The organism is Mumia flava, from assembly GCF_002797495.1.
GTDB classification, from domain to species: Bacteria; Actinomycetota; Actinomycetes; order Propionibacteriales; family Nocardioidaceae; genus Mumia; species Mumia flava.
This window is the reverse complement of record NZ_PGEZ01000001.1, coordinates 1,592,914-1,615,925: the sequence shown is the minus strand read 5'-3', so window position 1 is coordinate 1,615,925 and position 23,012 is coordinate 1,592,914. Positions and strand designations below refer to the sequence as shown.

Annotated in this window: 23 protein-coding genes; 15 read left to right on the top strand and 8 right to left on the bottom strand. The window is 71.7% G+C overall.

The window, feature by feature from the left end; genetic code table 11:
* Positions 1-63: 63 nt before the first annotated feature.
* From CLV56_RS07695 to CLV56_RS07680, 4 genes are read right to left on the bottom strand one after another with little or no spacing between them, the layout of a single operon-like run.
* Positions 64-1,674 carry a long-chain-fatty-acid--CoA ligase gene (locus CLV56_RS07695; RefSeq protein ID WP_170224765.1) on the bottom strand — a complete coding sequence of 537 codons (1,611 nt, stop codon included), beginning with the start codon at positions 1,672-1,674 and terminating at the stop codon, positions 64-66.
* The gene (locus tag CLV56_RS07690; protein WP_039350586.1) at positions 1,674-2,729 is read right to left on the bottom strand and encodes an NAD(P)H-dependent amine dehydrogenase family protein; all 1,056 of its coding nucleotides are present in this window, start codon (positions 2,727-2,729) and stop codon (positions 1,674-1,676) included. The genes CLV56_RS07695 and CLV56_RS07690 overlap by 1 nt, the downstream gene beginning before the upstream one ends.
* Complete coding sequence (locus tag CLV56_RS07685) at positions 2,726-3,496, bottom strand: SDR family oxidoreductase (RefSeq protein WP_039350588.1); 771 nt, start codon at positions 3,494-3,496, stop codon at positions 2,726-2,728. The genes CLV56_RS07690 and CLV56_RS07685 overlap by 4 nt, the downstream gene beginning before the upstream one ends.
* The gene (locus CLV56_RS07680) at positions 3,493-4,092 is read right to left on the bottom strand and encodes a nuclear transport factor 2 family protein (RefSeq protein ID WP_211288014.1); all 600 of its coding nucleotides are present in this window, start codon (positions 4,090-4,092) and stop codon (positions 3,493-3,495) included. The genes CLV56_RS07685 and CLV56_RS07680 overlap by 4 nt, the downstream gene beginning before the upstream one ends.
* Positions 4,093-4,232: 140 nt before the next feature.
* On the opposite strand from CLV56_RS07680, the gene CLV56_RS07675 reads away from it, so the two are divergent.
* The 9 genes from CLV56_RS07675 (at position 4,233) to CLV56_RS07635 (ending at position 13,905) form a co-directional block, all read left to right on the top strand.
* Positions 4,233-5,045 carry an ABC transporter ATP-binding protein gene (locus CLV56_RS07675; protein WP_245857691.1) on the top strand — a complete coding sequence of 271 codons (813 nt, stop codon included), beginning with the start codon at positions 4,233-4,235 and terminating at the stop codon, positions 5,043-5,045.
* The gene (locus tag CLV56_RS07670) at positions 5,042-5,749 is read left to right on the top strand and encodes an ABC transporter ATP-binding protein (protein WP_039350589.1); all 708 of its coding nucleotides are present in this window, start codon (positions 5,042-5,044) and stop codon (positions 5,747-5,749) included. The genes CLV56_RS07675 and CLV56_RS07670 overlap by 4 nt, the downstream gene beginning before the upstream one ends.
* 8 nt (positions 5,750-5,757) lie before the next feature.
* Complete coding sequence (locus tag CLV56_RS07665) at positions 5,758-6,654, top strand: branched-chain amino acid ABC transporter permease (protein WP_039350591.1); 897 nt, start codon at positions 5,758-5,760, stop codon at positions 6,652-6,654.
* On the top strand, positions 6,651-7,811 hold the full coding sequence (locus CLV56_RS07660) for a branched-chain amino acid ABC transporter permease (protein WP_245857689.1): 1,161 nt from the start codon (positions 6,651-6,653) through the stop codon (positions 7,809-7,811). Before CLV56_RS07665 ends, CLV56_RS07660 begins: the two co-directional genes overlap by 4 nt.
* Positions 7,812-7,860: 49 nt before the next feature.
* The gene (locus CLV56_RS07655; protein WP_039341792.1) at positions 7,861-9,141 is read left to right on the top strand and encodes an ABC transporter substrate-binding protein; all 1,281 of its coding nucleotides are present in this window, start codon (positions 7,861-7,863) and stop codon (positions 9,139-9,141) included.
* An 85-nt stretch (positions 9,142-9,226) separates the two neighbouring features.
* The gene (locus CLV56_RS07650; RefSeq protein ID WP_039341789.1) at positions 9,227-10,957 is read left to right on the top strand and encodes a class I adenylate-forming enzyme family protein; all 1,731 of its coding nucleotides are present in this window, start codon (positions 9,227-9,229) and stop codon (positions 10,955-10,957) included.
* 41 nt (positions 10,958-10,998) lie between these two features.
* Entirely contained in the window at positions 10,999-11,394 is a 396-nt protein-coding gene (locus CLV56_RS07645) for a nuclear transport factor 2 family protein (protein WP_039341907.1), read from the top strand.
* Positions 11,394-12,968 (top strand): class I adenylate-forming enzyme family protein, encoded by a 1,575-nt coding sequence (locus CLV56_RS07640; RefSeq protein ID WP_039341787.1) that lies wholly within the window; start codon positions 11,394-11,396, stop codon positions 12,966-12,968. Before CLV56_RS07645 ends, CLV56_RS07640 begins: the two co-directional genes overlap by 1 nt.
* The gene (locus tag CLV56_RS07635; protein ID WP_100414633.1) at positions 12,955-13,905 is read left to right on the top strand and encodes an NAD(P)H-dependent flavin oxidoreductase; all 951 of its coding nucleotides are present in this window, start codon (positions 12,955-12,957) and stop codon (positions 13,903-13,905) included. The genes CLV56_RS07640 and CLV56_RS07635 overlap by 14 nt, the downstream gene beginning before the upstream one ends.
* Before the next feature lie 16 nt (positions 13,906-13,921).
* On the opposite strand, the gene CLV56_RS07630 is transcribed toward CLV56_RS07635, so the two are convergent.
* Complete coding sequence (locus CLV56_RS07630) at positions 13,922-14,629, bottom strand: IclR family transcriptional regulator (protein ID WP_100414632.1); 708 nt, start codon at positions 14,627-14,629, stop codon at positions 13,922-13,924.
* Positions 14,613-15,923 (bottom strand): fumarylacetoacetase, encoded by a 1,311-nt coding sequence (gene fahA, locus CLV56_RS07625; RefSeq protein ID WP_100414631.1) that lies wholly within the window; start codon positions 15,921-15,923, stop codon positions 14,613-14,615. Before fahA ends, CLV56_RS07630 begins: the two co-directional genes overlap by 17 nt.
* A 70-nt stretch (positions 15,924-15,993) precedes the next feature.
* Here fahA and CLV56_RS07620 point away from each other — a divergent pair, with 70 nt between their 5' ends.
* Positions 15,994-17,187, top strand: coding sequence for a homogentisate 1,2-dioxygenase (locus CLV56_RS07620; protein WP_039341896.1), 1,194 nt, complete (start codon positions 15,994-15,996; stop codon positions 17,185-17,187).
* A gap of 94 nt (positions 17,188-17,281) precedes the next feature.
* On the opposite strand, the gene CLV56_RS07615 is transcribed toward CLV56_RS07620, so the two are convergent.
* Complete coding sequence (locus CLV56_RS07615) at positions 17,282-18,049, bottom strand: IclR family transcriptional regulator (protein ID WP_039341894.1); 768 nt, start codon at positions 18,047-18,049, stop codon at positions 17,282-17,284.
* A gap of 156 nt (positions 18,050-18,205) precedes the next feature.
* Between CLV56_RS07615 and CLV56_RS07610 the strand changes: the two genes are divergently transcribed.
* Complete coding sequence (locus tag CLV56_RS07610) at positions 18,206-19,012, top strand: CoA transferase subunit A (RefSeq protein ID WP_039341784.1); 807 nt, start codon at positions 18,206-18,208, stop codon at positions 19,010-19,012.
* 1 nt (position 19,013) lies between these two features.
* Positions 19,014-19,643 (top strand): CoA transferase subunit B, encoded by a 630-nt coding sequence (locus CLV56_RS07605; protein ID WP_039341781.1) that lies wholly within the window; start codon positions 19,014-19,016, stop codon positions 19,641-19,643.
* A gap of 94 nt (positions 19,644-19,737) precedes the next feature.
* On the opposite strand, the gene CLV56_RS07600 is transcribed toward CLV56_RS07605, so the two are convergent.
* A complete protein-coding gene (locus CLV56_RS07600; RefSeq protein ID WP_039341779.1) occupies positions 19,738-20,232 on the bottom strand; it encodes an Lrp/AsnC family transcriptional regulator in 495 nt (164 codons plus the stop codon).
* Positions 20,233-20,389: 157 nt separating this feature from the next.
* On the opposite strand from CLV56_RS07600, the gene hppD reads away from it, so the two are divergent.
* From hppD to CLV56_RS07585, 3 genes are all read left to right on the top strand, one after another.
* Positions 20,390-21,595, top strand: coding sequence for a 4-hydroxyphenylpyruvate dioxygenase (gene hppD, locus CLV56_RS07595; protein WP_039341777.1), 1,206 nt, complete (start codon positions 20,390-20,392; stop codon positions 21,593-21,595).
* A gap of 61 nt (positions 21,596-21,656) precedes the next feature.
* Complete coding sequence (ppgK, locus tag CLV56_RS07590; RefSeq protein ID WP_039341774.1) at positions 21,657-22,439, top strand: polyphosphate--glucose phosphotransferase; 783 nt, start codon at positions 21,657-21,659, stop codon at positions 22,437-22,439.
* A 28-nt stretch (positions 22,440-22,467) separates the two neighbouring features.
* Positions 22,468-22,911, top strand: coding sequence for a pyridoxamine 5'-phosphate oxidase family protein (locus CLV56_RS07585; protein ID WP_100414629.1), 444 nt, complete (start codon positions 22,468-22,470; stop codon positions 22,909-22,911).
* Positions 22,912-23,012 lie beyond the last annotated feature (101 nt).

Sequence of the window (23,012 nt, the reverse complement as noted above, 5' to 3'; positions counted from 1 at the left end):
GATCGGTGACACATGCTGCCCTCGATCTTCGGCACTGTTGCATTCTTGCGGGATCGGAGCAGCTCAGCTGCCGTACGTGTCCCGCAGGGCGGTCTTGAGCAGCTTGCCGCTCGCGTTCAGCGGCAGCGCGTCCACGAACGCGACGCCGACCGGGCACTTGAAGTGCGCCATCCGGTCGCGCGCCCAGGCGATGATGTCGGCCTCGGACGGCGAGGAGCCCGGCGCCGGCACCACCACCGCGTACGCCGACTCGCCCCAGCGCTCGGACTCGACCCCGATCACCGCGACCTGCGCGATGTCCGGGTGGTCGGTGAGCGTGCTCTCGACCTCTGCGGGGTACACGTTCTCGCCGCCGGAAACGATCATGTCCTTGAGCCGGTCGTGCAGGTAGAGGTAGCCGTCGGCGTCGAACGAGCCGCCGTCGCCGGTGCGCAGCCAGCCGTCGGCGGTGATCGTGGCGTCGGTGGCCTCGCGGTTGCGCCAGTAGCGCGCCATCACGTGGCCGCCGCCGATCAGCACCTCGCCGCGCTCGCCCGGCGGCAGGTCCTCGAGCGTCGCCGGGTCGACCACACGGATCGGCACGTTCGGCATCGGGCGGCCGACCGAGCGCAGCCGGTGCACCGTCTCCGGCGTCGGCCGGTGGTCCTCCGGGGACAGCATCGTGACGCCGCCGGTCGACTCGGTCAGGCCGTACGACTGGAGGAACTTGCAGCCGAACACCTCGGTCGCCTCACGCAGCACCGGCTCCGGGATCGGCGACGAGCCGTAGATCAGGTACTTCAGCGCGCTCCAGTCGCCGGTCCGCGCGGCGGGCTGCGCCAGCATGAACTGGATCAGCGTCGGCACCGCGACCGCGTGCGAGACCCGGTGCTCCTGGAGGATCTCGAGCAGGTCGGCCGGTGAGGTGGCGTTGCGGAGCAGCAGCGCGGACCCGTTCACACCGGCGACCAGCGCCAGGCCGAGGCCGGAGACGTGGAAGAACGGCACCGGAGCCAGCGCGATCGACGTCGTGTCGAGGTCGAGCAGGTAGTGCATCGCCGCGATCGCCTGACCGATGTTGGGGCCGGTGAGCTCGATGCCCTTCGGGTGCCCGGTGGTGCCGGACGTGTAGAACATCAGCGCGGTCTCGTCGGCGGCTCGTGCGTACCCCGGGTCCTCGTCGGTCACCTCACGCAGCCACCCGTCGTACGGGGTGGTCCCGGCCGCGCCCGACAGGGTGACGACGGTCCGGACGTCCGCGGCGCGGGCGACCTCGGCGAGGTGCTCCATGCCGTGCCCCAGGACGATCGCGGCCGGCTCGGCGTTGCCGAGGATGTAGGCGACCTCGGGCCCGGCGAGCCGGAAGTTGAGCGCGGTCGGGACCGCGCCGACCTTCGACGCCCCGTACATCACCGCGAGGAACTCCGGGGCGTTCTCCCCGACGTACGCGACCCGGTCCCCGGGGCCGACACCGTCGGCGCGCAGCGCCTGGCCGACGCGGTTCGACTCGTCGTCGAGGTCGCGGAACGTGGTGGTCCCGCTCGGCGTGATAACGGCGTGCGCATCGGGCGTGACGGCGGCGCGGCGGCGCGGGATGTCCTCGAGGCGCTCGACGCGGGTGCCGTCGGGGTGCAGCGCGTACTCGGGGTCGCGGTACTCCGGTGGCGTGGGGACCAGGGCAGGCATCGTCGGCATCAGGACTCCCGGCTGAGGTGGAAGGGGGCGAAGACGGGCGGCTCGAAGATCCCCGGCGGTGCCTCGACCACGGGACGGATCGCGCGCAGCGCCGGGCCGGCCGTGACGAACTGGCCCGCGGTGGTCCGGCTCGTCGGGTCGTCCGGCTCGACCAGGTTGACGGTCATCACGACCTCGGGCTTGCCGTACAGGTGGATCTCCCAGTGGTCGCGGCCCGCGTACTCCTCGCGGTCGGGCTCCATCGTCCAGATGATCGCGAGGGTGAGGAACGGCTTCCCGTCCCGCATCGCGTGCCAGCGCCACTCGGTGGATCCGACGGTCCCGGCGGCGATGTGCCCGGCCGCGACCTCGAGGTCCCGCGAGGCGGGGACGACCCGGTGGTCGGAGACGACCTCGTCGTACGTGACGCCCATCCGCTCGCACATGAACGCGATCGTCTCCAGGTACAGCGACGCGTACAGCGACGGCAGCGGCCCGGAGCCGTCCAGCGTCGCCGGGTCCGAGCCCATCCCCATCACGGTGAACGCGAAGTCCGGGTCCGGCATCGCGCGGGCGTCCAGCACCTCGTCGATCGTGATCCGGTCGAGCGTCACGCTCGCGCCGGTCAGCGCCAGCGTGAGCCGCTCGCCGATCACGCCGGGGCTGACCCCGACCCCGAAGAGCGTGCTCCCGCCCTTCTCGCACGCCTCGGTGAACATCTGCTCGCGCTCGCTGCCGTGCGCCCGCGGGAAGTGCTGCCCGGCGGTCGTGATCACGTTGACTCCCGCGCCGAGCAGACGCAGCAGGTCGTCGTCGTGGGTCTCGTACGGGACCTGGAGCCGTGGTGCGTGCATGACGACATCGGGCTGCGCCGCGAGGATCTCGTCCACGTCGCGGGTGGCCAGGACGCCGGTCGGATCGCGCCGGGCGATGTCGCCTGCGTCCCGACCGACCTTGCGGTCGCCGTAGACCAGCAGACCGACCAGCTCGAGGTCGTCGCGGTCGAGGACGCCCCGCAGGATCGTCTTGCCGACGGCGCCGGTCGCCCACTGCGCGACCCGGATCCGCCCGCTCACGGCTTCGTCCTCAGCTCGGTGGCGAACAGCAGCTTGCCGAGCCCACGCTCGTACCGCACCGGGTCGCGTGCCAGGCGTGCACGCGACTCGACCGCCATGCGGTCGGTGTCGCACACCCACTCGCCGCGCTCCATGGCCTTGAGGCCGACGGCGGCGATGTCGCGCGGGTCCTCCTTGTCGCCCTCGACGTGCGAGGCCATCCGGGTGTCGACCGATCCGACGACCAGCGAGGTCACCGAGATGTTGTAGCGCTCGAGCTCCGCGCGGGCGATCCCGCCCAGGTAGAGCGCCGCCGCCTTCGACGGCGAGTAGCCACCCATGAACGCGGTCGGGGCGATCGCGGCGACCGACAGCACGTTGACGAACGAGCCGCCGCCGTTCTCGCGCAGCACGGGGGCGAACGCACGGATCGTCCGCAGCGGGCCGAAGTAGTTGACCTCCATCTCGGCGCGCGCGGCGTCGGGGTCGCTCGCCTCGATCAGCCGGTCCCCGGCGTGCAGTCCGGCGTTGTTCACGACGACGTTCGCGTCCGCGCACGCCTTCGCGGCCGCTTCGACGTCGGCGTCGCTGGTGACCTCGAGCGGCACGATCTCGGCGCCGGTCGCGGCCAGCTCGTCGGTCACGGAGTCGACGTCGCGCACCCCGGCGTACACGGTGGCGGCGCCACGCTCGAGCGCCTCGGTGACGAAGGCGAGCCCGATCCCGCGGTTGGCGCCCGTGACCACGATCCGTGCGCCCTCGATGGAAGCGCCCCGCAGCGCGCTCATGCGCCGGCTCCGGTCAGCGAGTCGGCGTAGACCAGGTCGTCGGGGAACTTCGCGCTGCGCTTCATCCGGTCGCGCTCGACGAGCATGCCGAACACCCAGCCCTCGGAGCGCTCCATGTCGTGGTTCCAGTCCCAGCGCAGCGCGCGGTGCCGGATGCCCCAGCGCCCGTCGGAGTAGCCCAGCTCGTCGACCATGCGGGCCGAGGTGAGCGTGTCGCCGACCCCGCCGTCGGGGCGGCGGACCCGGGCGAAGGCCAGGACGTACGACTCGGCGCGGGCGCGGGTCCCGTCGACCTCGACCAGGACGTTCGTCATCGCGTGCGTGGTGACCGCGCGGGGGTGCGTCAGGCTCTGCGCGATCGACGCGACGTACTCCTCGGCCGGGCCCTCGAAGACGCCGCCGTGGTCCTCCGTGGCACCCGGCAGGTAGCAGGCGCGCAGTCCGTCGACGTCGCCCCGGTCGACGGCACGGAGGTAGCGGGTGAGCACCTCCTGGATCTCCTGCTTCGCCAGCAGGTCGAGCAGACGGTCGTCGACGGCGTCTGGTCGGGGTGCGGCGTCCGGTCGAGGCGCAGCGGTCGGTCGTGGGTCGCTCACGGGTACGCGTCCTTTCGAGGGAGAACGGTCCGCCTTACTACGGTTGACGGACTCACTCTGCTTGCTGTAGTAATCTCTATCACACTGCTAATTGAAGTGTCAGCAGGCTGCTCATCGACGTGACCCAGGAAGGCATGCACGTGACACCAGGGCCCAGCACCGACTCCCCGTCGGTCGGCGACGCCGGCGACGCGCTGCTCAGGCTGCGCGACGTCTCCATCGCGTTCGGCGGTGTGAAGGCGCTCGACGGCGTGGGACTCGACGTCCTCCCCGGGCAGATCCTCGGCCTGATCGGCCCCAACGGCGCAGGCAAGACCACGCTGTTCAACTGCATCACGCGGATCTACCAGCCGGACACCGGCGAGATCGTCTGGCGCGGCGACGACCTGCTCAGGATCCGCCCGCACCACCTCGCGGGCCTCGGCATCGCGCGCACGTTCCAGAACCTGGCGCTGTTCGGCGGGATGTCGGTCTTCGACAACGCGATGGCCGGCGGCACCTCGCAGGGCCGGGTCGGCGCGACCAGCGGGATGCTCGCCTGGCCGCCGGCGCGGCGCCGGACCAACGAGCTCCGACGCCGCGCGTGGGAGCTGCTCGAGCGGCTCGACCTCCTCGAGGTCGCCGAGGCGCCGGCCGCCGGCCTGCCGTTCGGCACGCTCAAGCGCGTCGAGCTGGCCCGTGCGCTGATGGCGCGCCCCAGCCTGCTGCTGCTCGACGAGCCCGCCGGCGGCCTCACCCACAGCGAGGTCAAGGACCTCGGTGAGCTGATCGTCTCGCTGCGTGACGACTACGGCTTCGCGGCGCTGCTCGTCGAGCACCACATGGGGCTGGTCCTGGGGATCAGCGACCACGTGGTCGCGCTGGACTTCGGCCAGAAGATCTTCGAGGGCAGCCCGGAGCAGGTCCGCGACGACCCGGCGGTCGTCGCCGCGTACCTCGGGAGGGCGGCATGAGTCTCCTGCACGTCGAAGGACTGCGTGCCGGCTACGGCTCCGCCGACGTCCTGCACGGCATCGACCTCGACGTCGACGCCGGCGAGGTGGTCGTGGTGCTGGGCGCGAACGGCGCCGGCAAGACGACCACGATGCGGGCGCTCGCCGGCTTGATCGGCCGACGCGGCACGATCGAGCTCGACGGGAGCCCGCTGAGCTCGCGGCCCGAGCGCGTCGTCGCCGGAGGCATCAGCCTGGTGCCCCAGGGCCGGGGCACGCTCGGCCAGCTCACCGTGCTCGACAACCTGCGCGTGGGCGCCGCGTCGCGCGACGACAAGGCCGAGATCGAGGCCGACATCGAGCGGTGGGCCGAGGTCTTCCCGGTCCTCGGCCGACGCTCCGCGCAGCTCGCGGGGTCGCTGTCCGGCGGCGAGCAGCAGATGCTCGCGGTCGCCCGCGCGCTGATGAGCCGCCCCCGTCTCCTGCTCTGCGACGAGCCCAGCCTCGGCCTGGCACCGATCGTCGTGCAGGAGCTGTTCGCGACCCTGGCCCGGATCAACGAGACCGACGGCACGGCCCTGCTGATCGTCGAGCAGAACGCGGAGCTCGCGATGGATCTCGCCGACCGGGTCTACCTGCTCGACGTCGGCACGATCGCCGCGGCCGGCACACCGGCCGAGTTCCGGTCCGACGACGCGGTGCGCAGCGCGTACCTCGGCTACTAGGAGCCCCCGTGGAACTCTTCCTCGAACGTCTCATCATCGGCCTGACCAACGGGTCGGTCTACGCGCTGCTGGCGCTCGCACTGGTCGTCGTCTTCCGCGGCACCGGCACCCTGAACTTCGCGCAGGGCGAGCTCGCGCTCTTCACGACCTTCATCGCCTGGTGGCTCACCACCGAGTCGTTCCCGGTCTGGATCGCGATCGTCGCGGCCCTGCTCACGGGCTTCGTGCTCGGCGCGATGATCGAGCGGATGCTGATCAGGCCCGTCCAGCGGCGCAACGACATGGCGGTCCTGATCGTCGCCCTCGGGTTGTTCACCGGGTTGAACTCGTTGGCAGGGGTGATCTGGGGCAGCGAGACCAAGATCATGCCGAGCCTCTTCCCGAACGGCCTGGACGACTACGTCTCGCTCGCCGGCGCGCGGCTCTACTACGACGCGCTCACGGTCTGGGGCGCGCTGATCGTGCTGCTCGTGCTGATGACGCTGCTCTTCCGGCACACCAAGCTCGGTCTGCACATGCGGGCCGTGGCCGACAACTCCGAGTCGGCGACGCTCGCCGGCGTCCGGACCAGCCGCATCCTGGCGGTCGGCTGGGGGCTCTCGGGCGCGATCGGCGCCCTGGCCGGCGTGCTCGTCACGCCGCTCGCCGCCGAGCAGCTCGGACTCACGACGATGTTCCACATCTTCATCGCGGCGTCCGCGGCAGCCCTGTTCGGCGGCCTCGACAGCCTGGTCGGCGCCGTCGTCGGCGGGATCACGATCGGCGTGCTCGAGGCGATGCTGACCGGCTACGTCTCCTTCATCGGCGGTGCGCTCCAGCAGACGTCGGCGCTGTTCATCATCGTCGCGATCCTCTTCGTGCGACCCAACGGACTGTTCGGAACCAAGCGAGTGGTGAGGGTATGACGACCATCGACGAGACGACCTCGATGTCGAACGAACGCAGCGGAACCGCGGCCGGCAAGCCCCGCGGCCCGCGCTTCCTGATCGTCCAGAACAGCCCCAGGCACCGGGCGGTGCAGGCCGTGCTGATCGCGCTGACGGTCGTCGCCCTGCTGTGGGCCGCGGGTCAGCCGACCTTCCGGCTCGGCCAGTTCACCAACGTCTTCATCATCGCGATCGCGGTCGTGGGACTGAACATCGTCACGGGGTACACGGGTCTGCTCTCGATCGGGCACTCGGCCTTCTTCGGCCTCGGCGCCTACACGACGGGGATCCTGATCGTGCGGTACGAGTTCGCACCGCTGGCCACGATCCCGCTCGCGGTGCTCTTCGCATTCGTGCTCGGGCTCCTCGTCGGGCTGCCGTCCCTGCGGATCCACGGTCTCTACCTCGCGCTGGTGACGCTGGCGGTCGCGGTGTCCTTCCCGGAGATCGTCCGGCGGGCCGAGGAGCTCACCGGCGGCGCCGCCGGGATGGTCGTACGGTCGCGCTACCTCGCGCCGCCGGAGTGGACCGGCCTGGTCCGCGGCGAGCGGGCGATCTGGATGTTCTGGCTGTCGGCCGCCGTCCTCGCGATCGTGATGCTGCTCGTCCGCAACCTGGTGAAGAGCCGTTTCGGGATCGCGATGCGGGCGACCCGCGACAACGAGATCGCGGCGGCCGCCAACGGCGTGAGCATCGCGCGGACCAAGATCCTGGCCTTCGGCATCTCGGGAGCGATCACCGGGCTCGCCGGCTCGCTCTTCGGGATGTACATCGGCGCGCTGTCCCCGGACGGCTCGTTCACCCTGATGAAGGCGATCGAGCTCGTCACGGGTCTCGTCCTCGGTGGCATCGCCACCCAGATCGGCCCGCTGGTCGGGGCCTTCGCGGTGGTCTTTCTGCCCTACTGGACGGCCTCGTGGGCCGAGGGCCCGCTGTCCGGCGTCGTCTTCGGCGTGCTGCTGATCGCTCTCGTCTTCCTGATGCCCGAGGGGATCGTCGGTCGCCTCGGCCTGCTCGTCCGCAAGGTCGTGGCCATCGTGCCGTCGGACCACCCGCGCCGTACGGCCGCGTCCCACGACCCGCCACCGGAACCACCCTCACCACCGGGCGACGAACCCCTGACCGCGTCCCGCTGACCCGGGCCCGACCTGTCCCACCCCCTCCTCGATGACGAAGGAACCCCTGATGAACCGTCTCCTGAAGACCGCAGCGGCCGTCTCGGCCTCGCTGCTCATCCTGTCCGCGTGCGGGTCGAACTCCGGTGCGAGCGACGACTCCGCGTCCGCCTCCGGTGTGATCTCCGCCGACGACTGCGTCGACCCCGACGCCGCCACCGCCGAGATCACCGACACGCTCAAGGTCGGCTGGTCCGCGGCGACCTCCGGTCCGCTCGCCGACGCCGTCGGCAACGTGATCGAGGGGATGGAGGCCCGCTTCGCCGTCGAGAACGAGGCCGGCGGGATCGACGGCGTCGACCTCGAGGTGATCGTCAAGGACGACGCCTTCAACCCCGAGCGTGCGAAGGCGAACGTCGGCGAGCTGATCCAGTCCGAGGGCGTCGACGTCCTCGACACCTTCGGCTCCGGCCAGCTCGACGCGGTCGCCGACGACCAGAACGACGCCTGCGTCCCGCTTCTCTTCGGGCAGGCGAGCGTCCCGGCGTACCGCGACATCGAGAACTTCCCGTGGACGACCGAGTACCTCCCCTCCGCCGACGTCGAGATGGAGGTCGTCGTCGAGGGTCTGAAGGAGAAGTACCCGGACGGCGCGACGGTCGCGCTCGCCGAGAACCAGACCGAGTCCGGTCAGGGCTACGCCGACGGCTTCAAGAAGGCCGTCGAGGGCACCGACTTCGAGATCGTCGCCACCGAGCCGCTCACCGACCCGAACACGGCCGCATCGGCCCTGAAGGCCAGCGGCGCCCAGATCCTCGTGGACGCCGGTGTGACCACCGACTGCCTCGCGCTCACCCAGGCGATCGGCCGCGTCGGCTGGAAGCCGGAGACCGTGATCCAGCCGTCGAACTGCGCCGACGGCGCCACGCTGTACGAGCCCGCCGGTGAGGCCGCCGACGGCCAGCAGATCCTGCGCTGGCTGAAGGACCCGGCCAACGAGGCGTTCGCCGACGACCCGGCCGTGACGGAGTACCTCGAGCAGTCCGAGGCCAACGGGGCCGACTCGCCGACCAACAGCTACACCGTCAACGGCTGGGCGATCGCCGACCTGATGATCGACAACTTCCACCGCGCGTCGGAGTCCGAGGACGGCCTGTCGCGTCTGTCGATCATGGAGGCCGCGCGGACGCAGGACTACCAGCCGCCGATGTTCATCGACGGCATCACGTTCCAGATGAGCCCCACGCAGGCGTTCGGCATCCTCGCCTTCCAGCCGTACACGTGGGACGCGGCGGCCAAGACCTTCGTCGAGGCGGGCGAGGTCATCGACATCTCGTCGAACTACGAGTGAGCCGTTCCTGACCCGGTGCTGCGTGCCCGGTCCGGTCATCACCGGGCACGCAGCACCGCACCCCGACCCAGACGAGGAGAACGACATGGCACGAGGACGTGGCCTGCACACGCCGGAGCGCGTGGCCGACTACACCGGCAAGGGCTGGTGGAGCGACGAGACGACGGACGCGCTGTTCGCCGAGCAGGTCCGCCTGCGTGGCGACGCGCTGGCGGTCGTCGACCCGGCGAACCGTGCGGCTCTGCTCGGCAGCGAACCGCGACGGCTGACCTGGAACGAGCTCGACGCCGAGGTGACGCACCTCGCGGCGCGCCTGCTCGACCTCGGTCTCGGTCGTGGCGACGTCCTCGGCGTCCAGCTGCCCAACACGATCGAGCTGGTCGAGGTCTACCTCGCGGCCTGGTCCCTCGGGGTCGTCGTGTCGCCGCTGCCGATGCAGTACCGCGAGCGCGAGCTCGTCGGCATGGCCAACCAGGCCGAGTTCGCGGTCTTCGTCACCACCGAGGGCTTCGCCGGTCGCAACCCGGCGGCCGACGCGGCCGCGGCCCGGGACCGGATCCCGAGCCTGCGGGCCGTCGTCGCGCTGGGGCTGCCCGGTGAGGAGGCCGACGCGACGCCGGCCGACGTCGTACGGCTGGTGCCGTCCGCTGCCTCCGCGGCGGACACCGACGCGGTCGCGGGCCGCCGCGCCGAGGACCCGAACGACCCGAACGACTGCCTGACGATCTGCTGGACGTCGGGCACCGAGAGCGAGCCGAAGGGCGTCCCGCGCTGCCACTACGACTGGCTCGCGATCGCCTGGGCGACCGTCGACGCGCCGCGGGTGACGAGCGACGACGTACTGCTCAACCCGTTCCCGATGGTCAACATGGCGGGGATCAACGGGATGTTCCTGCCGTGGCTGCGCACCGGTGCGGTCCTCGTCCAGCACCACCCGTTCGACCTGCCGACGTTCTTCGCCCAGATCGCGGTCGAGCGCGTGACGTACACGGTCGCGCCCCCGGCGCTGCTGTGGATGCTGCTGCACGACGAGGACCTGCTCGCCAAGGTCGACCTGTCGAGCCTGACGCGGATCGGCTCCGGCTCGGTCCCGCTGCAGCCGTCGATGGTCAAGGGGTGGCAGGACCGTGGGATCCCCGTGATCAACTTCTTCGGCTCGAACGAAGGCATCGGCCTGCTCTCGAGCGCCGAGGACTTCCCGGACCCGGTCGAGCGGGCGCAGTTCTTCCCGCGGTACGGCGCCCCGGGCGTGACGTGGTCGTCGCGGGTCTCGGAGTGGATGAGCACCAAGCTCGTCGACGTGCTCACCGGCGAGGAGATCACCGACCCCGGCCGGAGCGGCGAGCTGCACATCGCGGGGCCGACCGTGTTCGCCGGCTACCTGCACCCGGAGCTGCGGCCCAGCCCGTTCGACGACGAGGGCTATCTCAAGACCGGCGACCTGTTCGAGATCGCCGGGGACGACGGGCAGTTCCTCCACTACCTGGACCGGGCCAAGGACCTGGTGATCCGCGGTGGGATGAACATCGCCCCGGCGGAGCTCGAGGGCCTGATCGGCGCACACGCGGCGGTCGCGGACGTGGCGGTGATCGGCGACCCCGACGAGGTGCTCGGGGAGCGGGTCGCCGCCGTCGTCACGCTGAAGCCCGACGCCTCGCTGACGCTCGACGAGCTCCTGGCGTTCCTCAAGGAGCAGAAGATCGCGTCGTTCAAGCTGCCCGAGCGGCTCGAGGTGCGCGAGGAGCTGCCGCGCAACCCCGTGGGCAAGATCCTCAAGCGCGAGCTGCGCCGCGAGTCGGTCACGGAGCGGGCATGAGCGGCGCGCCGACGAGCGACGAGTCGAGGGACGTTGCGCCGATGAACGACGACGAGAAGCTCGCGCTGGCCCGACGGATGTTCGCCGCGTGGGACGCGATCGACTTCGACACGGTCCTCGACCTGTTCGCCGACGACGGCGTTCTGCACTCGGTGATGCAGGAGCCGGTCGTCGGACGTGACGCGATCAAGGAGCGGCTGGCGATCCTGGGCTCGAAGGCCGAGAGCATCACGCTGCGGATCAAGGCCCTCGGCGTGATCGACGGCCGCGTGTTCGTCGAGCGGGTCGACGACTTCTGGTTCGACGGCCACCACGGCGAGGTCCCGGTGGTCGGCGTGCTCGCGATGGCCGACGGCCGGGTGACCGAGTGGCTGGAGTACTACGACCGTCCCACCCTGCTGGCGGGGATGGGGATCAGCGAGGACTTCGGTCACTGATGCCGCCGTACGGATGGGCGCAGACCGTCGTCGCCGCGATGGGCCGGGCGGCCCCGGGCGCGGTCGCGTTCCGGGGCCACGGCGTGGTGCGCACGCACGCGGAGTCGTACCGCCGGGCGGTGGCGTTCGCGTACGCGCTCGCCGATCGCGGGGTCGGTCCGGGAGACCGGGTCGCGCTGGTCGTGGAGGACCGCGCCGACGCCGTCGAGGCGTACCTCGGAGTCGGGCTCGCCGGCGCCACCGCGGTCCAGGTCAACGACCGTCTCCAGGTCGCCGAGGTCGCCGAGGTGCTCGACCTGGCAGGCCCGCGCGCGGTCGTGCACACCGCCGGGCACGCCGAGCGGCTCGCCGACCTGCTGCGCGGTGGCGGTGCGGACGTCGTGTCGATCGGCCCGGCGACGCCGGCGACGACCTGGCGGTACGAGGACCTGGCGACGGCGTGGGCGTCGACCGCGCTGCCGGGCGTCCGGCACAGTCCCGAGCAGGCCGGGATCGTCGGCTTCACCAGCGGCACGACCGGTCGACCGAAGGGTGTCGTGCACACCCACGAGAACCTCGAGCGGATCGTCCGCCACATGCCGTCCCACGACGGCATCCGGTGGGGGAGTCGGTGCGCGTTCACCGGGACGCTCGCGTTCGCGGCCGCGATCTGGGGCGTCGTCCTCCCGCACCTGTACGTCGGCGGCGAGCTGTCGTTCATGGCGGGACTCGACCCGGATGCGTGGACCGAGCGGATGGCCGCCGAGCGCAGCACGTTCACCTACGCGCCGACGCCGCTGATGAGCGCCTTCGCCGATCGGGTCCGTTCCCGTCCCGCCGTCCTCGACCACCTCGACGTCGTGCTGCACTCGGGGTCGTCGGCCCCGCGTGAGACCGTCGTGGACCTGGTCGACGCGGTCGGCGACCGCTACGTCGAGACGTACGGTATGACCGAGACTGGTGCGCCGGTGACCGCGACCGTGCCGGAGGACTGGCGTGGCGTGGCTGTGTCGGGCGTCGGGCCCGGCGGCGCGGACGATGTGTTCGCCTCGGCCGGTCGGCCGGTCCCGATCGCGCAGATCCGGGTCGTCGGGCCCGACGGCGCCGCGTGCGCTCCGGGGGATGTGGGCGAGATCGAGGTCGCGAGCGAGACGCTGTTCGACGGCTACCTCGACCAGCCGGAGCTGACCGCCGAGGCGCTGGTCGACGGGTGGCTCCGCACCGGTGACCTCGGTTCGCTCGACGGCTCCGGACGGCTGTACGTCCGTGGTCGCGCGAAGGACATGATCGTGTCCGGCGGGATGAACGTGTACCCGGCCGAGGTCGAGCGCGTCCTCGCGATGGCCGACGGGGTCGCCGACGCGGCCGTGTTCGGGGTTGCGCATCCCCGCTGGGGCGAGACCGTGACGGCGGCGGTGGTCCCCGTACCGGGGTCGCGTGTCGATGTCGAGCAGGTGGCGGCGTTCGTACGCGAGCGCCTCGCCGGCTACAAGAAGCCGACCGCGATCCACGTGGTCGACGCGTTGCCCCGCAACGCGAGCCTGAAGGTCCGCAAGGACGAGCTGCGCAGGAGGTTCGAGCATGTCGACGGTTGAGGGTGCGCGGATCCGGGAGGTGCTGGACTCGCTGAGGCTCCCGGTCGTGGCGGCGCCGATGTTCCTGGTGTCCGGGCCGGAGCTCGTGATCGCGGCCGGTCGGGCCGGGATCCTCGGTGCGTTCCCGACCCCGAACTGCCGGACCACCGCCGAGCTCGACACGTGGCTCGGCACGATCACCGACGGGTTGCGCGGGACCGGCACCCCGTGGGCGCTCAACCTCGTGACCCACCGCACCAACACCCGCCTCGCCGACGACCTGCGGCTGGTCGCCGAGTACCGGCCGCCGATCGTCATCACCGCGCTGGGCTCGCCGGTGCCGGCGATCGACACCGTCCACGGGTACGGGGGCCTCGTGGTCGCCGACGTCGTCGACCTGCGGCTCGCCCGCAAGGCGGTCGCGGCCGGGGTCGACGGTCTGGGTCTGGTCGCCGCGGGCGCGGGCGGGCACACCGGTCACCTGTCGCCGTTCGCGTTCGTCTCCGCGGTCCGCTCGTTCTTCGACGGGCTCGTGATGGTCGGGGGCGGGATCAGCGACGGTGCGGGTGTGCTCGGCGCGGTCGCCGCCGGCGCCGATCTCGTGTCGATCGGCACGCGGTTCCTCGCGACGACGGAGAGCCTCGCGGTCGCGGACTACAAGGAGATGGTGGTCGCGCACGAGGTCGACGACCTCGTCGTCAGCGCCGGCATCACCGGCACCCCGGCGTCGTGGCTGCGCCCGAGCCTCGTGGCGAACGGGCTCGATCCCGACGCGCTCGCGTTCGACGGTGAGCGGACCTACGACGCCGCGGCCTCGCCGGCCGGGCGGTGGAAGGACATCTGGGCCGCCGGCCAGGGCCTCGGCACGATCGGCGCGGTCGAGCCGGTGTCGGTGGTGGTCGACCGGCTGGTCGCCGAGCACGCGAGCGCCGTGGAGCGGGTCAAGGGCCTGCTGTAGGACGCGGCGCCCTGCCTCAGCGGCGGGTCGCGTCGGTGAGCGCCGCGGCGGCACGCCGTACGGGCTCGACCGCCGCGTCGGCGACGTCGGCGCGGTGGGTGACGATCGTGACGGCGGCGCGGACGCCCGGGACCGACGTGATCGGCGCCGCCACCCCGTACGCGCCGGCGTTGAGCTCGGAGTCCGTGCGCACCCAGCCGCGGGCACGGACCTCGGCGACCCGCGGCGCCTCGCCCGCGGTCGGCGGACCGGACGCGAGCGCCGCAAGTCCGCCGGCGCCGCGGTCCAGCGGGTCGCGGTTGCCGACCCGGTAGGAGAAGCGGGGACCGTCGCCCGGCGGCTCGGCGACGACGGTCGCGACCGCCGCACCGCCGATCGCCTCGACCAGCGTCGCGGTGGCGTCGAGCTCGGCGCCCAGCGCGTGCAGCACGGGGACGGCGAGCTCACGCAACGAGGGACGCGTGACCTCGACGAGCCCGTGCAGCGTCGGCCCGCTGCGGAAGCAGCCGCCGGAGTCGCGGACGACGAAACCCGTGCGCTGCAGCGACACCAGCAGCCGGTGCGTGACCGAGCGGTGCAGCCCGGTCACGGCGACCACCTGCGCCGCCGTCATCGGCTTCGGTGCGCCCGCGACCGCTTCGAGCACGGCGAGCCCACGCTCGAGGGTCTGCGAACCCTCGGCCCCGTCCACGATTCGGGCGGTCTGGTCAGGAATCGCGGCCATGGCTCTTCCCCGGATCGCCCGAATCGCGCACGTGACGGTCCCGGACGTGGTGGTCGAGCACGTACGGGTCCGCGTGCGCCGGCAGGATCGTGCCGCTCACCTCGGCGAGCGTGATCGGGCCCAGCGCGCCCGGGGCGGTGGCGCGCAGGACCACCTCGTCGCCGACCCGCAGAAAGGTGCGCTCCTCGCCGTGGAGCAGCCACGGCTCGTGGCCTCCCCACGACAGCTCGAGGAGGCAGCCGCGCTCGTCGCGCTCCGGTCCCGAGACCGTCCCGGACGCGAACAGGTCGCCGGTCCGCATCGAGGCACCGTTGACCGTCAGGTGGGCCATCATCTGGGCCGGGGACCAGTGCATCGTGCGGTACGGCGGCCGGGCGACGACGGCACCGCCGATCTCGACCTCGAGCGTCAGGTCGTATCCGGCCGGGTCCTCCACCTGCAGGTACGGCAGCAGCTCGACGTCCCGGGGCGGCAGTGGCACCCGCGCGTGATCGAGCGCCTCCAGCGGTGTCACCCAGGCTGCGACCGAGGTGGCGAACGACTTGCCCAGGAACGGCCCGAGCGGGACGTACTCCCAGGCCTGGATGTCACGCGCCGACCAGTCGTTCAGCAGGACCACGCCGAACACGTGGTCCGTGAACGCGCTCGCCGGCACCGGCTCCTCCAACCGGCTCGCCGTCCCCACGACGAACCCGACCTCGGCCTCCAGGTCGAGCCGCGCGCTCGGCCCGAACACCGGCGTGTCCGCGTCCCGCGAGCGGCGCTGACCGCACGGCCTCCGGACGCCGGTGCCGGAGACGACGACCGTGCCGGAGCGACCGTGGTAGCCGACCGGGAGGTGGCGCCAGTTCGGGAGGAGCGGCTCGGCTCCGGGGCGCAGGATCCGGCCGACGTTGCTCGCGTGGTGCTCGGAGGCGTAGAAGTCGACGTAGTCGGCGACCTCGAACGGCAGCCGCGCGTCGAGCTCCTCGACCGGTCGCAGCAGCGGCTCCCAGGAGTGCTGAACGTCCGGGTCGGTCAGGCCCTCGGCGAGCCAGGTCCGCAGCTGCGTCCACGCCTCCCGGCCGGCGCCCATCAGCGGGTTCAGGGTCGGGGCGTCGAGCAGCGCTGCGAACTCCGGCGCGCCGCTCGGACGAGTCGCGGCGGCCTCGGCGAGGTCGAGCGCGTACGGCCCGATCCGTACGGCCGTGCGGGCCGCGTCGCCGTCGCGGTCGGGGTCGGCGACCACCCCGTACGGGAGGTGGTCCACGTCGAAGCCGGAGCCGTTCGCTCCGTCCACCCAGCAGGTTGACACGCCCCTACCGTAGACCGACGATGACCGATAAGAGAACAGCGCGTCCCGACAATCGGGAAAGGTGGTCACGATGGCGTACTACCGGTGCGTGGGCGAGGTGCCGCGTCAACGGCACACGCAGCTCCGCGACGACGACGGCCGCCTGCGCCGCGAGGAGCTGATGGGCGAGGAGGGGTTCTCCTCCGACTCGTCGCTGCTCTACCACCGCGGGGTCCCGTCGGCGATCGTCGCCAGCGAGGTCTGGGAGCTGCCGGACCTCGCGACGGTGGCCAACCACCCGCTGAAGCCGCTGCACCTGCGGCTGCACGACCTGGCCGACGACACCGACGCGAAGTCGCACGACCCCGTGACGCACCGGCGGCTCGTCCTCGGCAACGGCGACGTACGGATCTCGTACGCGGTGGCGGGCGCGACCTCTCCGTACTACCGCAACGCCCTCGGCGACGAGTGCGTGTTCGTGGAGGAGGGCGAGGGCGTGGTCGAGACCGTGTTCGGCACCGTGCCGTACGCGACCGGCGACTTCGTGGTGATCCCGCGCGCCACGACCCACCGTTGGGTGCCGGCGACGATCACCCGGGCCTACGCGATCGAGGGCAACAGCCACATCGCGCCGCCGAAGCGCTACCTGTCGCGCTACGGGCAGCTGCTCGAGCACGCGCCGTACTGCGAGCGCGACCTGCACGGACCGTCCGAGCCGCTGCTCGAGGAGGGGACCGACGTCGAGGTGCTGGTGAAGCACCGCGGGCCGGGGCCGTCGGGGATCGTCGGCACGCGGATGACGTACGCGACGCACCCGTTCGACGTGGTCGGCTGGGACGGCTGCCTGTACCCGTACACGTTCGACGTCGCCGACTTCATGCCGATCACCGGCAAGGTGCACCAGCCGCCGCCGGTGCACCAGGTCTTCGAGGGGTACAACTTCGTGGTCTGCGCGTTCGTGCCGCGCAAGGTCGACTACCACCCGGGCTCGATCCCGGTGCCGTACTACCACTCGAATGTCGACTCCGACGAGGTGATGTTCTACGTCGCCGGGGACTACGAGGCGCGCAAGGGGTCGGGGATCGGGCTCGGCTCGATCACGCTCCACCCGGGCGGGTACGCGCACGGGCCGCAGCCGGACGCGATCGAGGCGTCGCTGGGCGCGGAGGCGTTCGACGAGCTCGCGGTCATGGTCGACACGTTCCGTCCGTTGGAAGTCGGCGAGGGCGGGCGCGCAGTGGACGACGGCGCGTACGCGTGGAGCTGGGCGGGGCGGCAGCTCTGACGCACTGCGACGCGTCCTCGATTTGACGCGTTCTCCACGCTTCTTGACCTCAGGTTCGGTGGGAGACCCGTCGAATCGGGGACGCAACGGCCCCTCAGCGCGTACGGCCGGGTGCGAGCGCGGCGGACAGCCGGTGGGCGGCGTCGAGCAGGAGCCGGCCGAGCTCGGGTCGGCGCTGCGCCGCGAACCGGTGCTCGACCCCGGTCAGGCTGAGCGCGCCGGTGGGACGGTCGGCAGCGTCGAACACCGCGGCACCCATCCCCCAGCTCCCCTCGACGATCAGACCCGGGTTCACCGCGTAGCCCAGGCGGCGGGCGTCGGCGAGCCGCGCACGCAGGGGCTCGGCGGCGTGCGCCGGCCCGTACGTGTCCTCGAGGCGGGCGGTCGCGAGGTACGCGTCGGCCTCCTCGGCCGGGAGGAACGCCAGGATCACCAGACCCGCCGACGCGACGCCGAGCGGGAAGCGGATCCCCTCGTGCAGGACGTGGGAGCGGAGCGGGAAGCTGCCGTCCTCGCGGATCAGGCACACGGTCTCGGTCCCGCGCAGGACCGAGAAGAACGCGCTCTCCCCGCTCGCCTCGGACAGGGCGTGCACGACCGGCCGGGCGAGCGCGCTCACGTCGTAGCGGGACGCCGCCGCGCTGCCGAGCAGGAAGGTCTCGGGCCCGAGCATCCAGCGGGCGGTGGCGGGGTCGCGCTCCACCAGGCCCTGCGCCTCGAGCGACCCCAGCAGCCGGTGCGTGGTCGAGCGGTTGAGGCGGGTCTCGCGGGCCAGATCGGAGGTCGTCGCGCCGCCCGGCTCGTGCCCGGCGACCGCGCGCAGCAGCGGCCCGACTTTCTCGACCACACCGTCGGTGCTCAACGGATCCGCCTCCCTGTCGCGGCGTTCGTTGAATGAACGCTCCCCGTCCGATGTTTCCATGGACTGAGCAATTGCATGGACTAGCGGCGGTTGTTCCTTGACCACCCTCACTCCGGCCGCGTGTGATGGACCCCAGTCGACGAAGAGGGAGAGCTGATGGACAAGGTCGTGGGGTCCGCCGACGAGGCGGTCGCTGACATCGCGGCGGGCGCGACGCTCGCCGTGGGCGGATTCGGGCTGTGCGGCATCCCGTCGGTGCTGATCGACGCGCTGCTGCGTCGCGGCACGGACGAGCTGGAGGTCGTCTCCAACAACGCCGGTGTCGACGACTGGGGGCTCGGCGTGCTGCTCGGCGCGGGCCGGCTGCGCCGGGTCGTCGCGTCGTACGTGGGGGAGAACAAGGAGTTCGCGCGGCAGTACCTCGCCGGCGAGCTCGAGGTCGAGCTGACCCCGCAGGGCACGCTCGCGGAGCGGATGCGCGCCGGCGGATCGGGTATCCCGGCCTTCTTCACCGCGACCGGCGTCGGCACCCAGATCGCCGACGGCGGTCTGCCGTGGCGCTACCACTCCGACGGCACGGTCGCCGTCACGTCCCCGGCGAAGCAGACCCAGGTCTTCGAGACCGACCGCGGGCCGCAGGAGTTCGTCCTCGAGCACGCGCTGGTCGCCGACGCGGGCCTCGTCCGGGCCTGGAAGGGCGACCGCCACGGCAACCTCGTCTTCCGCAAGGCCGCGCGCAACTTCAACCCGCTCGCCGCGATGTGCGGCCGGGTCACGATCGCCGAGGTCGAGCACCTCGTCGAGCCCGGCGAGCTCGATCCCGACGAGATCCACACCCCCGGCGCGTACGTCCACCGCGTGGTGGAGCTGACGCCGGAGCAGGCGGCGGACAAGCGGATCGAGAAGGTCGTCACCCGACCCCGCCCGGACGCGGACGGCGCGGCGAGCCAGGAGGAGAGCTGACATGGCGTGGACGCGAGACGAGATGGCGGCCCGCGCGGCGGCCGAGCTCGACGACGGGATGTACGTGAACCTCGGGATCGGCCTTCCGACCCTGGTCCCGAACTTCGTGCCCGACGACGTCGAGCTCGTGCTCCAGAGCGAGAACGGGATCCTCGGCGTCGGCGCCTCCCCGTACGCCGGTGACGAGGACCCGGACCTGGTCAACGCCGGCAAGGAGACCGTGACCGTACGGCCGGGCGCGTCGTACTTCGACTCCGCGACCAGCTTCGGGATGATCCGCGGCGGCAAGATCGACGCCGCGATCCTCGGCGCGATGCAGGTCTCGCGGACCGGCGACATCGCGAACTGGATGATCCCCGGGAAGATGGTCAAGGGCATGGGCGGCGCGATGGACCTCGTGCACGGCGCGCGCCGCGTGGTCGTGCTGATGGAGCACGTCGCCAAGGACGGATCGCACAAGATCGTCGACGACTGCTCACTGCCGCTGACCGGCAAGGCCGTCGTCCAGCGGATCATCACCGACCTCGCGGTGCTCGACGTCACCGAGGACGGACTGCGGCTCGTCGAGACGGCGCCGGGCGTCGAGGTCGACGAGGTGCGCGAGAAGACGGGCGCGACAGTCCTCGTCTGAACGACGGCCCGAGTGCGCCCCCGATTTGACGGGTTTCCCACCGAAGTCCTCGGCTGATTCGGTGCACAACCCGTCGAATCGGGGGCGCGTCAGGTCAGCGGCGGTACGCCGGGGCGCGCGAGGCGCCACCGGCGGCCGTCGCGAGCAGCGGGTCGACGCGGTGCGCGATCAGCTCCGACAGCACCACGATGCTCGTGCTCCGTACGACCGTGGGCGTGCGGTCGAGCCGGATCAACGTCTCCTGGAGCTCTGCGTGCGAGGCGGTCGCGACCCGGCACAGGACGTCGTGCGCGCCGGTCGTCGCGTACGCCTCCACGACCTGACCGATCGCGTCCAGTGCGCCGCGGACCTCCTCGAGCGCGCCCTGGGCGATCTCCAACGACACGAACGCCTGGACCGGGAACCCGGCGGCGTGCAGGTCGACGTCCGGGCCGTAGCCCGTGATGACCCCGGCCTCCTCGAGTCGGGACAGCCGCGCCTGGACCGTCCCGCGGGCGACCGACGTGAGGCGCGACAGCTCGAGCGGGCCGGCACGCGGGTGATCGCGCAGCGCCTTCACGAGGGCGAGGTCGAGGTCGTCGAGCGTCATGATGCCGAGTCTCGCGCGGACTGGCCAGAACGTCCAGCAGAACCGGACATCAAACGCACCGAATGCACAGCCTGGGCATCGGGAAGTGGGCCGGTTGCGCTGTTTCGCCAGGCTCGATGAGTCTGGGCGTCGACAGGCTCAACCAGCGGGAGGCGCCATGACCATCGAGCACACCCTGACCAGCGAGGAGCAGCTCGCCGGACTCAGCGTCGACCAGCTCAAGCAGCTCGTCGGCCTGGTGGAGTACGACGACGAGACCGACCCGTTCCCGGTGACCGGCTGGGACGCGGTCGTGTGGGTGGTCGGCAACGCAGCGCAGACCGCGCACTACTACCAGGCGGCGTACGGGATGGAGCTGGTCGCGTACTCCGGTCCGGAGACCGGCAACCGCGACCACGCCGCGTACGTCCTGCACAGCGGCGCGGTGCGATTCGTCATCACCGGCGCCGTGTCGCCGGACAGTTCGCTGGTCGAGCACCACGCGCAGCACGGCGACGGTGTCGTGGACATCGCGCTCGAGGTGCCGGACGTGGACCGCTGCATCGCGCACGCCCGCGAGGTCGGCGCCACGATCCTCGAAGAGCCGCACGACGTCTCCGACGAGCACGGGACGATCCGGACGGCGGCGATCGCGACGTACGGGGAGACCCGGCACACGCTCGTCGACCGGTCGCGGTACGACGGCCCGTACCTGCCGGGTTACGTGGCGCGCACCGGCTCGTACGAGAAGCGTCCCGGCGCGCCGAAGCGGATCTTCCAGGCTCTCGACCACGTCGTCGGCAACGTCGAGCTCGGGAAGATGGACGAGTGGGTCGGCTTCTACCACCGGGTCATGGGCTTCACGAACATGGCGGAGTTCATCGGCGACGACATCGCGACCGACTACTCGGCGCTGATGAGCAAGGTGGTCGCAAGCGGGAACCACCGGGTGAAGTTCCCGCTGAACGAGCCGGCCGTCGGCAAGCGCCGCTCGCAGATCGACGAGTACCTCGACTTCTACCGCGGCCCCGGCGCCCAGCACCTCGCACTCGCCACGAACGACATCGTCGCGGCCGTGGACGCGCTGCGCGCGGAGGGTGTCGAGTTCCTCACCACCCCCGACTCCTACTACGAGGATCCGGAGCTGCGGGCGCGCATCGGCGAGGTGCGGGTGCCGATCGGGGTGCTCCAGGAGCGCGGGATCCTGGTCGACCGCGACGAGGACGGCTACCTGCTGCAGATCTTCACCAAGCCGATCGGTGACCGCCCGACGGTGTTCTTCGAGCTGATCGAGCGGCACGGCTCGCTCGGGTTCGGCAAGGGCAACTTCAAGGCGCTGTTCGAGGCGATCGAGCGAGAGCAGGAGCGCCGCGGCAACGTGTGAGGTCGCGCGATGCCCGGGTGCCGCTGCCGAGTCCCTGCGGACGCGTTCGACCGGTGGCAGCATGGGCCGCGTGAGCCACCATCCGATCGGCGTCGACATCGGCGGCAGCGGCATCAAGGGCGCGCCCGTGGACCTGAAGAAGGGCGAGTTCGCCGACGACCGTCTCCGGATCGAGACGCCGGAGGAGTCGACCCCCGAGGCCGTCGCCGAGGTCGTGGCGCAGATCGTCGAGCACTTCGACAACAAGGACCACGACGTCCCGGTCGGCATCACGGTGCCGGCCGTCGTCACGCGCGGGCTCGTCCGTACGGCCGCCAACATCGATCAGAGCTGGATCGGGACGGACGCGTCGCGGCTGTTCGAGGAGCGCCTCGGCCGACCGGTGACCGTCGTGAACGACGCCGACGCGGCCGGCCTGGGCGAGCTGCAGTACGGCGCGGGGCGCGGCACGTCGGGCGTCGTGCTGCTCGCGACGCTCGGCACCGGGATCGGCACCGCCCTGATCAACGAGGGCGCCCTCGTCCCGAACAGCGAGCTCGGCCACCTGACGATCGACGGGGTCGACGCCGAGACGCGGGCGTCGTCGCACGCACGGGAGTCCGAGGACCTGTCGTGGGAGGAGTGGGCCGAGCGTCTGCAGGAGTACTTCGCGCGGGTCGAGGACCTGCTGTGGCCGGACCTGATCGTGGTCGGCGGGGGCGTCGCGAAGCACGCCGAGCACTTCCTGCCGCTGCTGCACCTGCGAGCCCCGATCGTCGCGGCACGGCTCGGCAACGCGGCAGGCATCATCGGCGCGGCGTGGCTCGCTCGCGAGCACGCGCACGGACGCCGTACGGTCGAGTGAGACGGCGAGCCCGTACGAAGGAGGACCGGTGAGCGAACTGGGTGACCACCTCGAGCCGCAGGCCCGGCTGGTCGAGCTGACCGCGCACGAGTGCCGGCAGCTGCTCGCCGGGCAGCGTGCCGGTCGGATCGCGTTCGTGGCGGACGGCAGGATCCAGGTGATCCCGGTCAACCACATGGTGCGCGAGGAGGCCCTGTACTTCCGGACCGTCCCCTTCGGCGTGCTCGGCGAGGCCCTCGACGCCGGCGGCGGTTCGATGGACGCGTCGTTCCAGATCGACGGGATCGACACCGACTCGCACACCGGATGGTCCGTGCTGGCGTCGGGGACCGCCCGCCGCGAGGAGGACCCGGACGTCCTGCGTTCGCTGTTCGCGCCCGACCGCGCGACGCCGTGGGCGGGTGGTGAGCGCCGGCTGTGGGTCGCGATGGACCTGGTCGAGCTCACCGGGCGTCGGATCGTCCGCTCGTAGCGAGTCGCCGTCGATGGGTCTCGATCGTCGCTCCGCTCCGCCTCGACCAGCGGTTGTGTCGGCGCTCCGCTCCGCCTCGACCAACGGCTCTGTCGGCGCTC

Coding starts and splice junctions, on each gene's coding strand:
- CLV56_RS07695 (WP_170224765.1), bottom strand. CDS start 1,674: ATGCCGACGATGCCTGCCCTGGTCCCCACGCCACCGGAGTACCGCGAC.
- CLV56_RS07650 (WP_039341789.1), top strand. CDS start 9,227: ATGGCACGAGGACGTGGCCTGCACACGCCGGAGCGCGTGGCCGACTAC.
- CLV56_RS07670 (WP_039350589.1), top strand. CDS start 5,042: ATGAGTCTCCTGCACGTCGAAGGACTGCGTGCCGGCTACGGCTCCGCC.
- CLV56_RS07655 (WP_039341792.1), top strand. CDS start 7,861: ATGAACCGTCTCCTGAAGACCGCAGCGGCCGTCTCGGCCTCGCTGCTC.
- CLV56_RS07660 (WP_245857689.1), top strand. CDS start 6,651: ATGACGACCATCGACGAGACGACCTCGATGTCGAACGAACGCAGCGGA.
- CLV56_RS07610 (WP_039341784.1), top strand. CDS start 18,206: ATGGACAAGGTCGTGGGGTCCGCCGACGAGGCGGTCGCTGACATCGCG.
- CLV56_RS07600 (WP_039341779.1), bottom strand. CDS start 20,232: ATGACGCTCGACGACCTCGACCTCGCCCTCGTGAAGGCGCTGCGCGAT.
- CLV56_RS07620 (WP_039341896.1), top strand. CDS start 15,994: ATGGCGTACTACCGGTGCGTGGGCGAGGTGCCGCGTCAACGGCACACG.
- CLV56_RS07605 (WP_039341781.1), top strand. CDS start 19,014: ATGGCGTGGACGCGAGACGAGATGGCGGCCCGCGCGGCGGCCGAGCTC.
- CLV56_RS07635 (WP_100414633.1), top strand. CDS start 12,955: ATGTCGACGGTTGAGGGTGCGCGGATCCGGGAGGTGCTGGACTCGCTG.
- CLV56_RS07685 (WP_039350588.1), bottom strand. CDS start 3,496: ATGAGCGCGCTGCGGGGCGCTTCCATCGAGGGCGCACGGATCGTGGTC.
- CLV56_RS07645 (WP_039341907.1), top strand. CDS start 10,999: ATGAACGACGACGAGAAGCTCGCGCTGGCCCGACGGATGTTCGCCGCG.
- CLV56_RS07630 (WP_100414632.1), bottom strand. CDS start 14,629: ATGGCCGCGATTCCTGACCAGACCGCCCGAATCGTGGACGGGGCCGAG.
- hppD (WP_039341777.1), top strand. CDS start 20,390: ATGACCATCGAGCACACCCTGACCAGCGAGGAGCAGCTCGCCGGACTC.
- CLV56_RS07640 (WP_039341787.1), top strand. CDS start 11,394: ATGCCGCCGTACGGATGGGCGCAGACCGTCGTCGCCGCGATGGGCCGG.
- ppgK (WP_039341774.1), top strand. CDS start 21,657: ATGGGCCGCGTGAGCCACCATCCGATCGGCGTCGACATCGGCGGCAGC.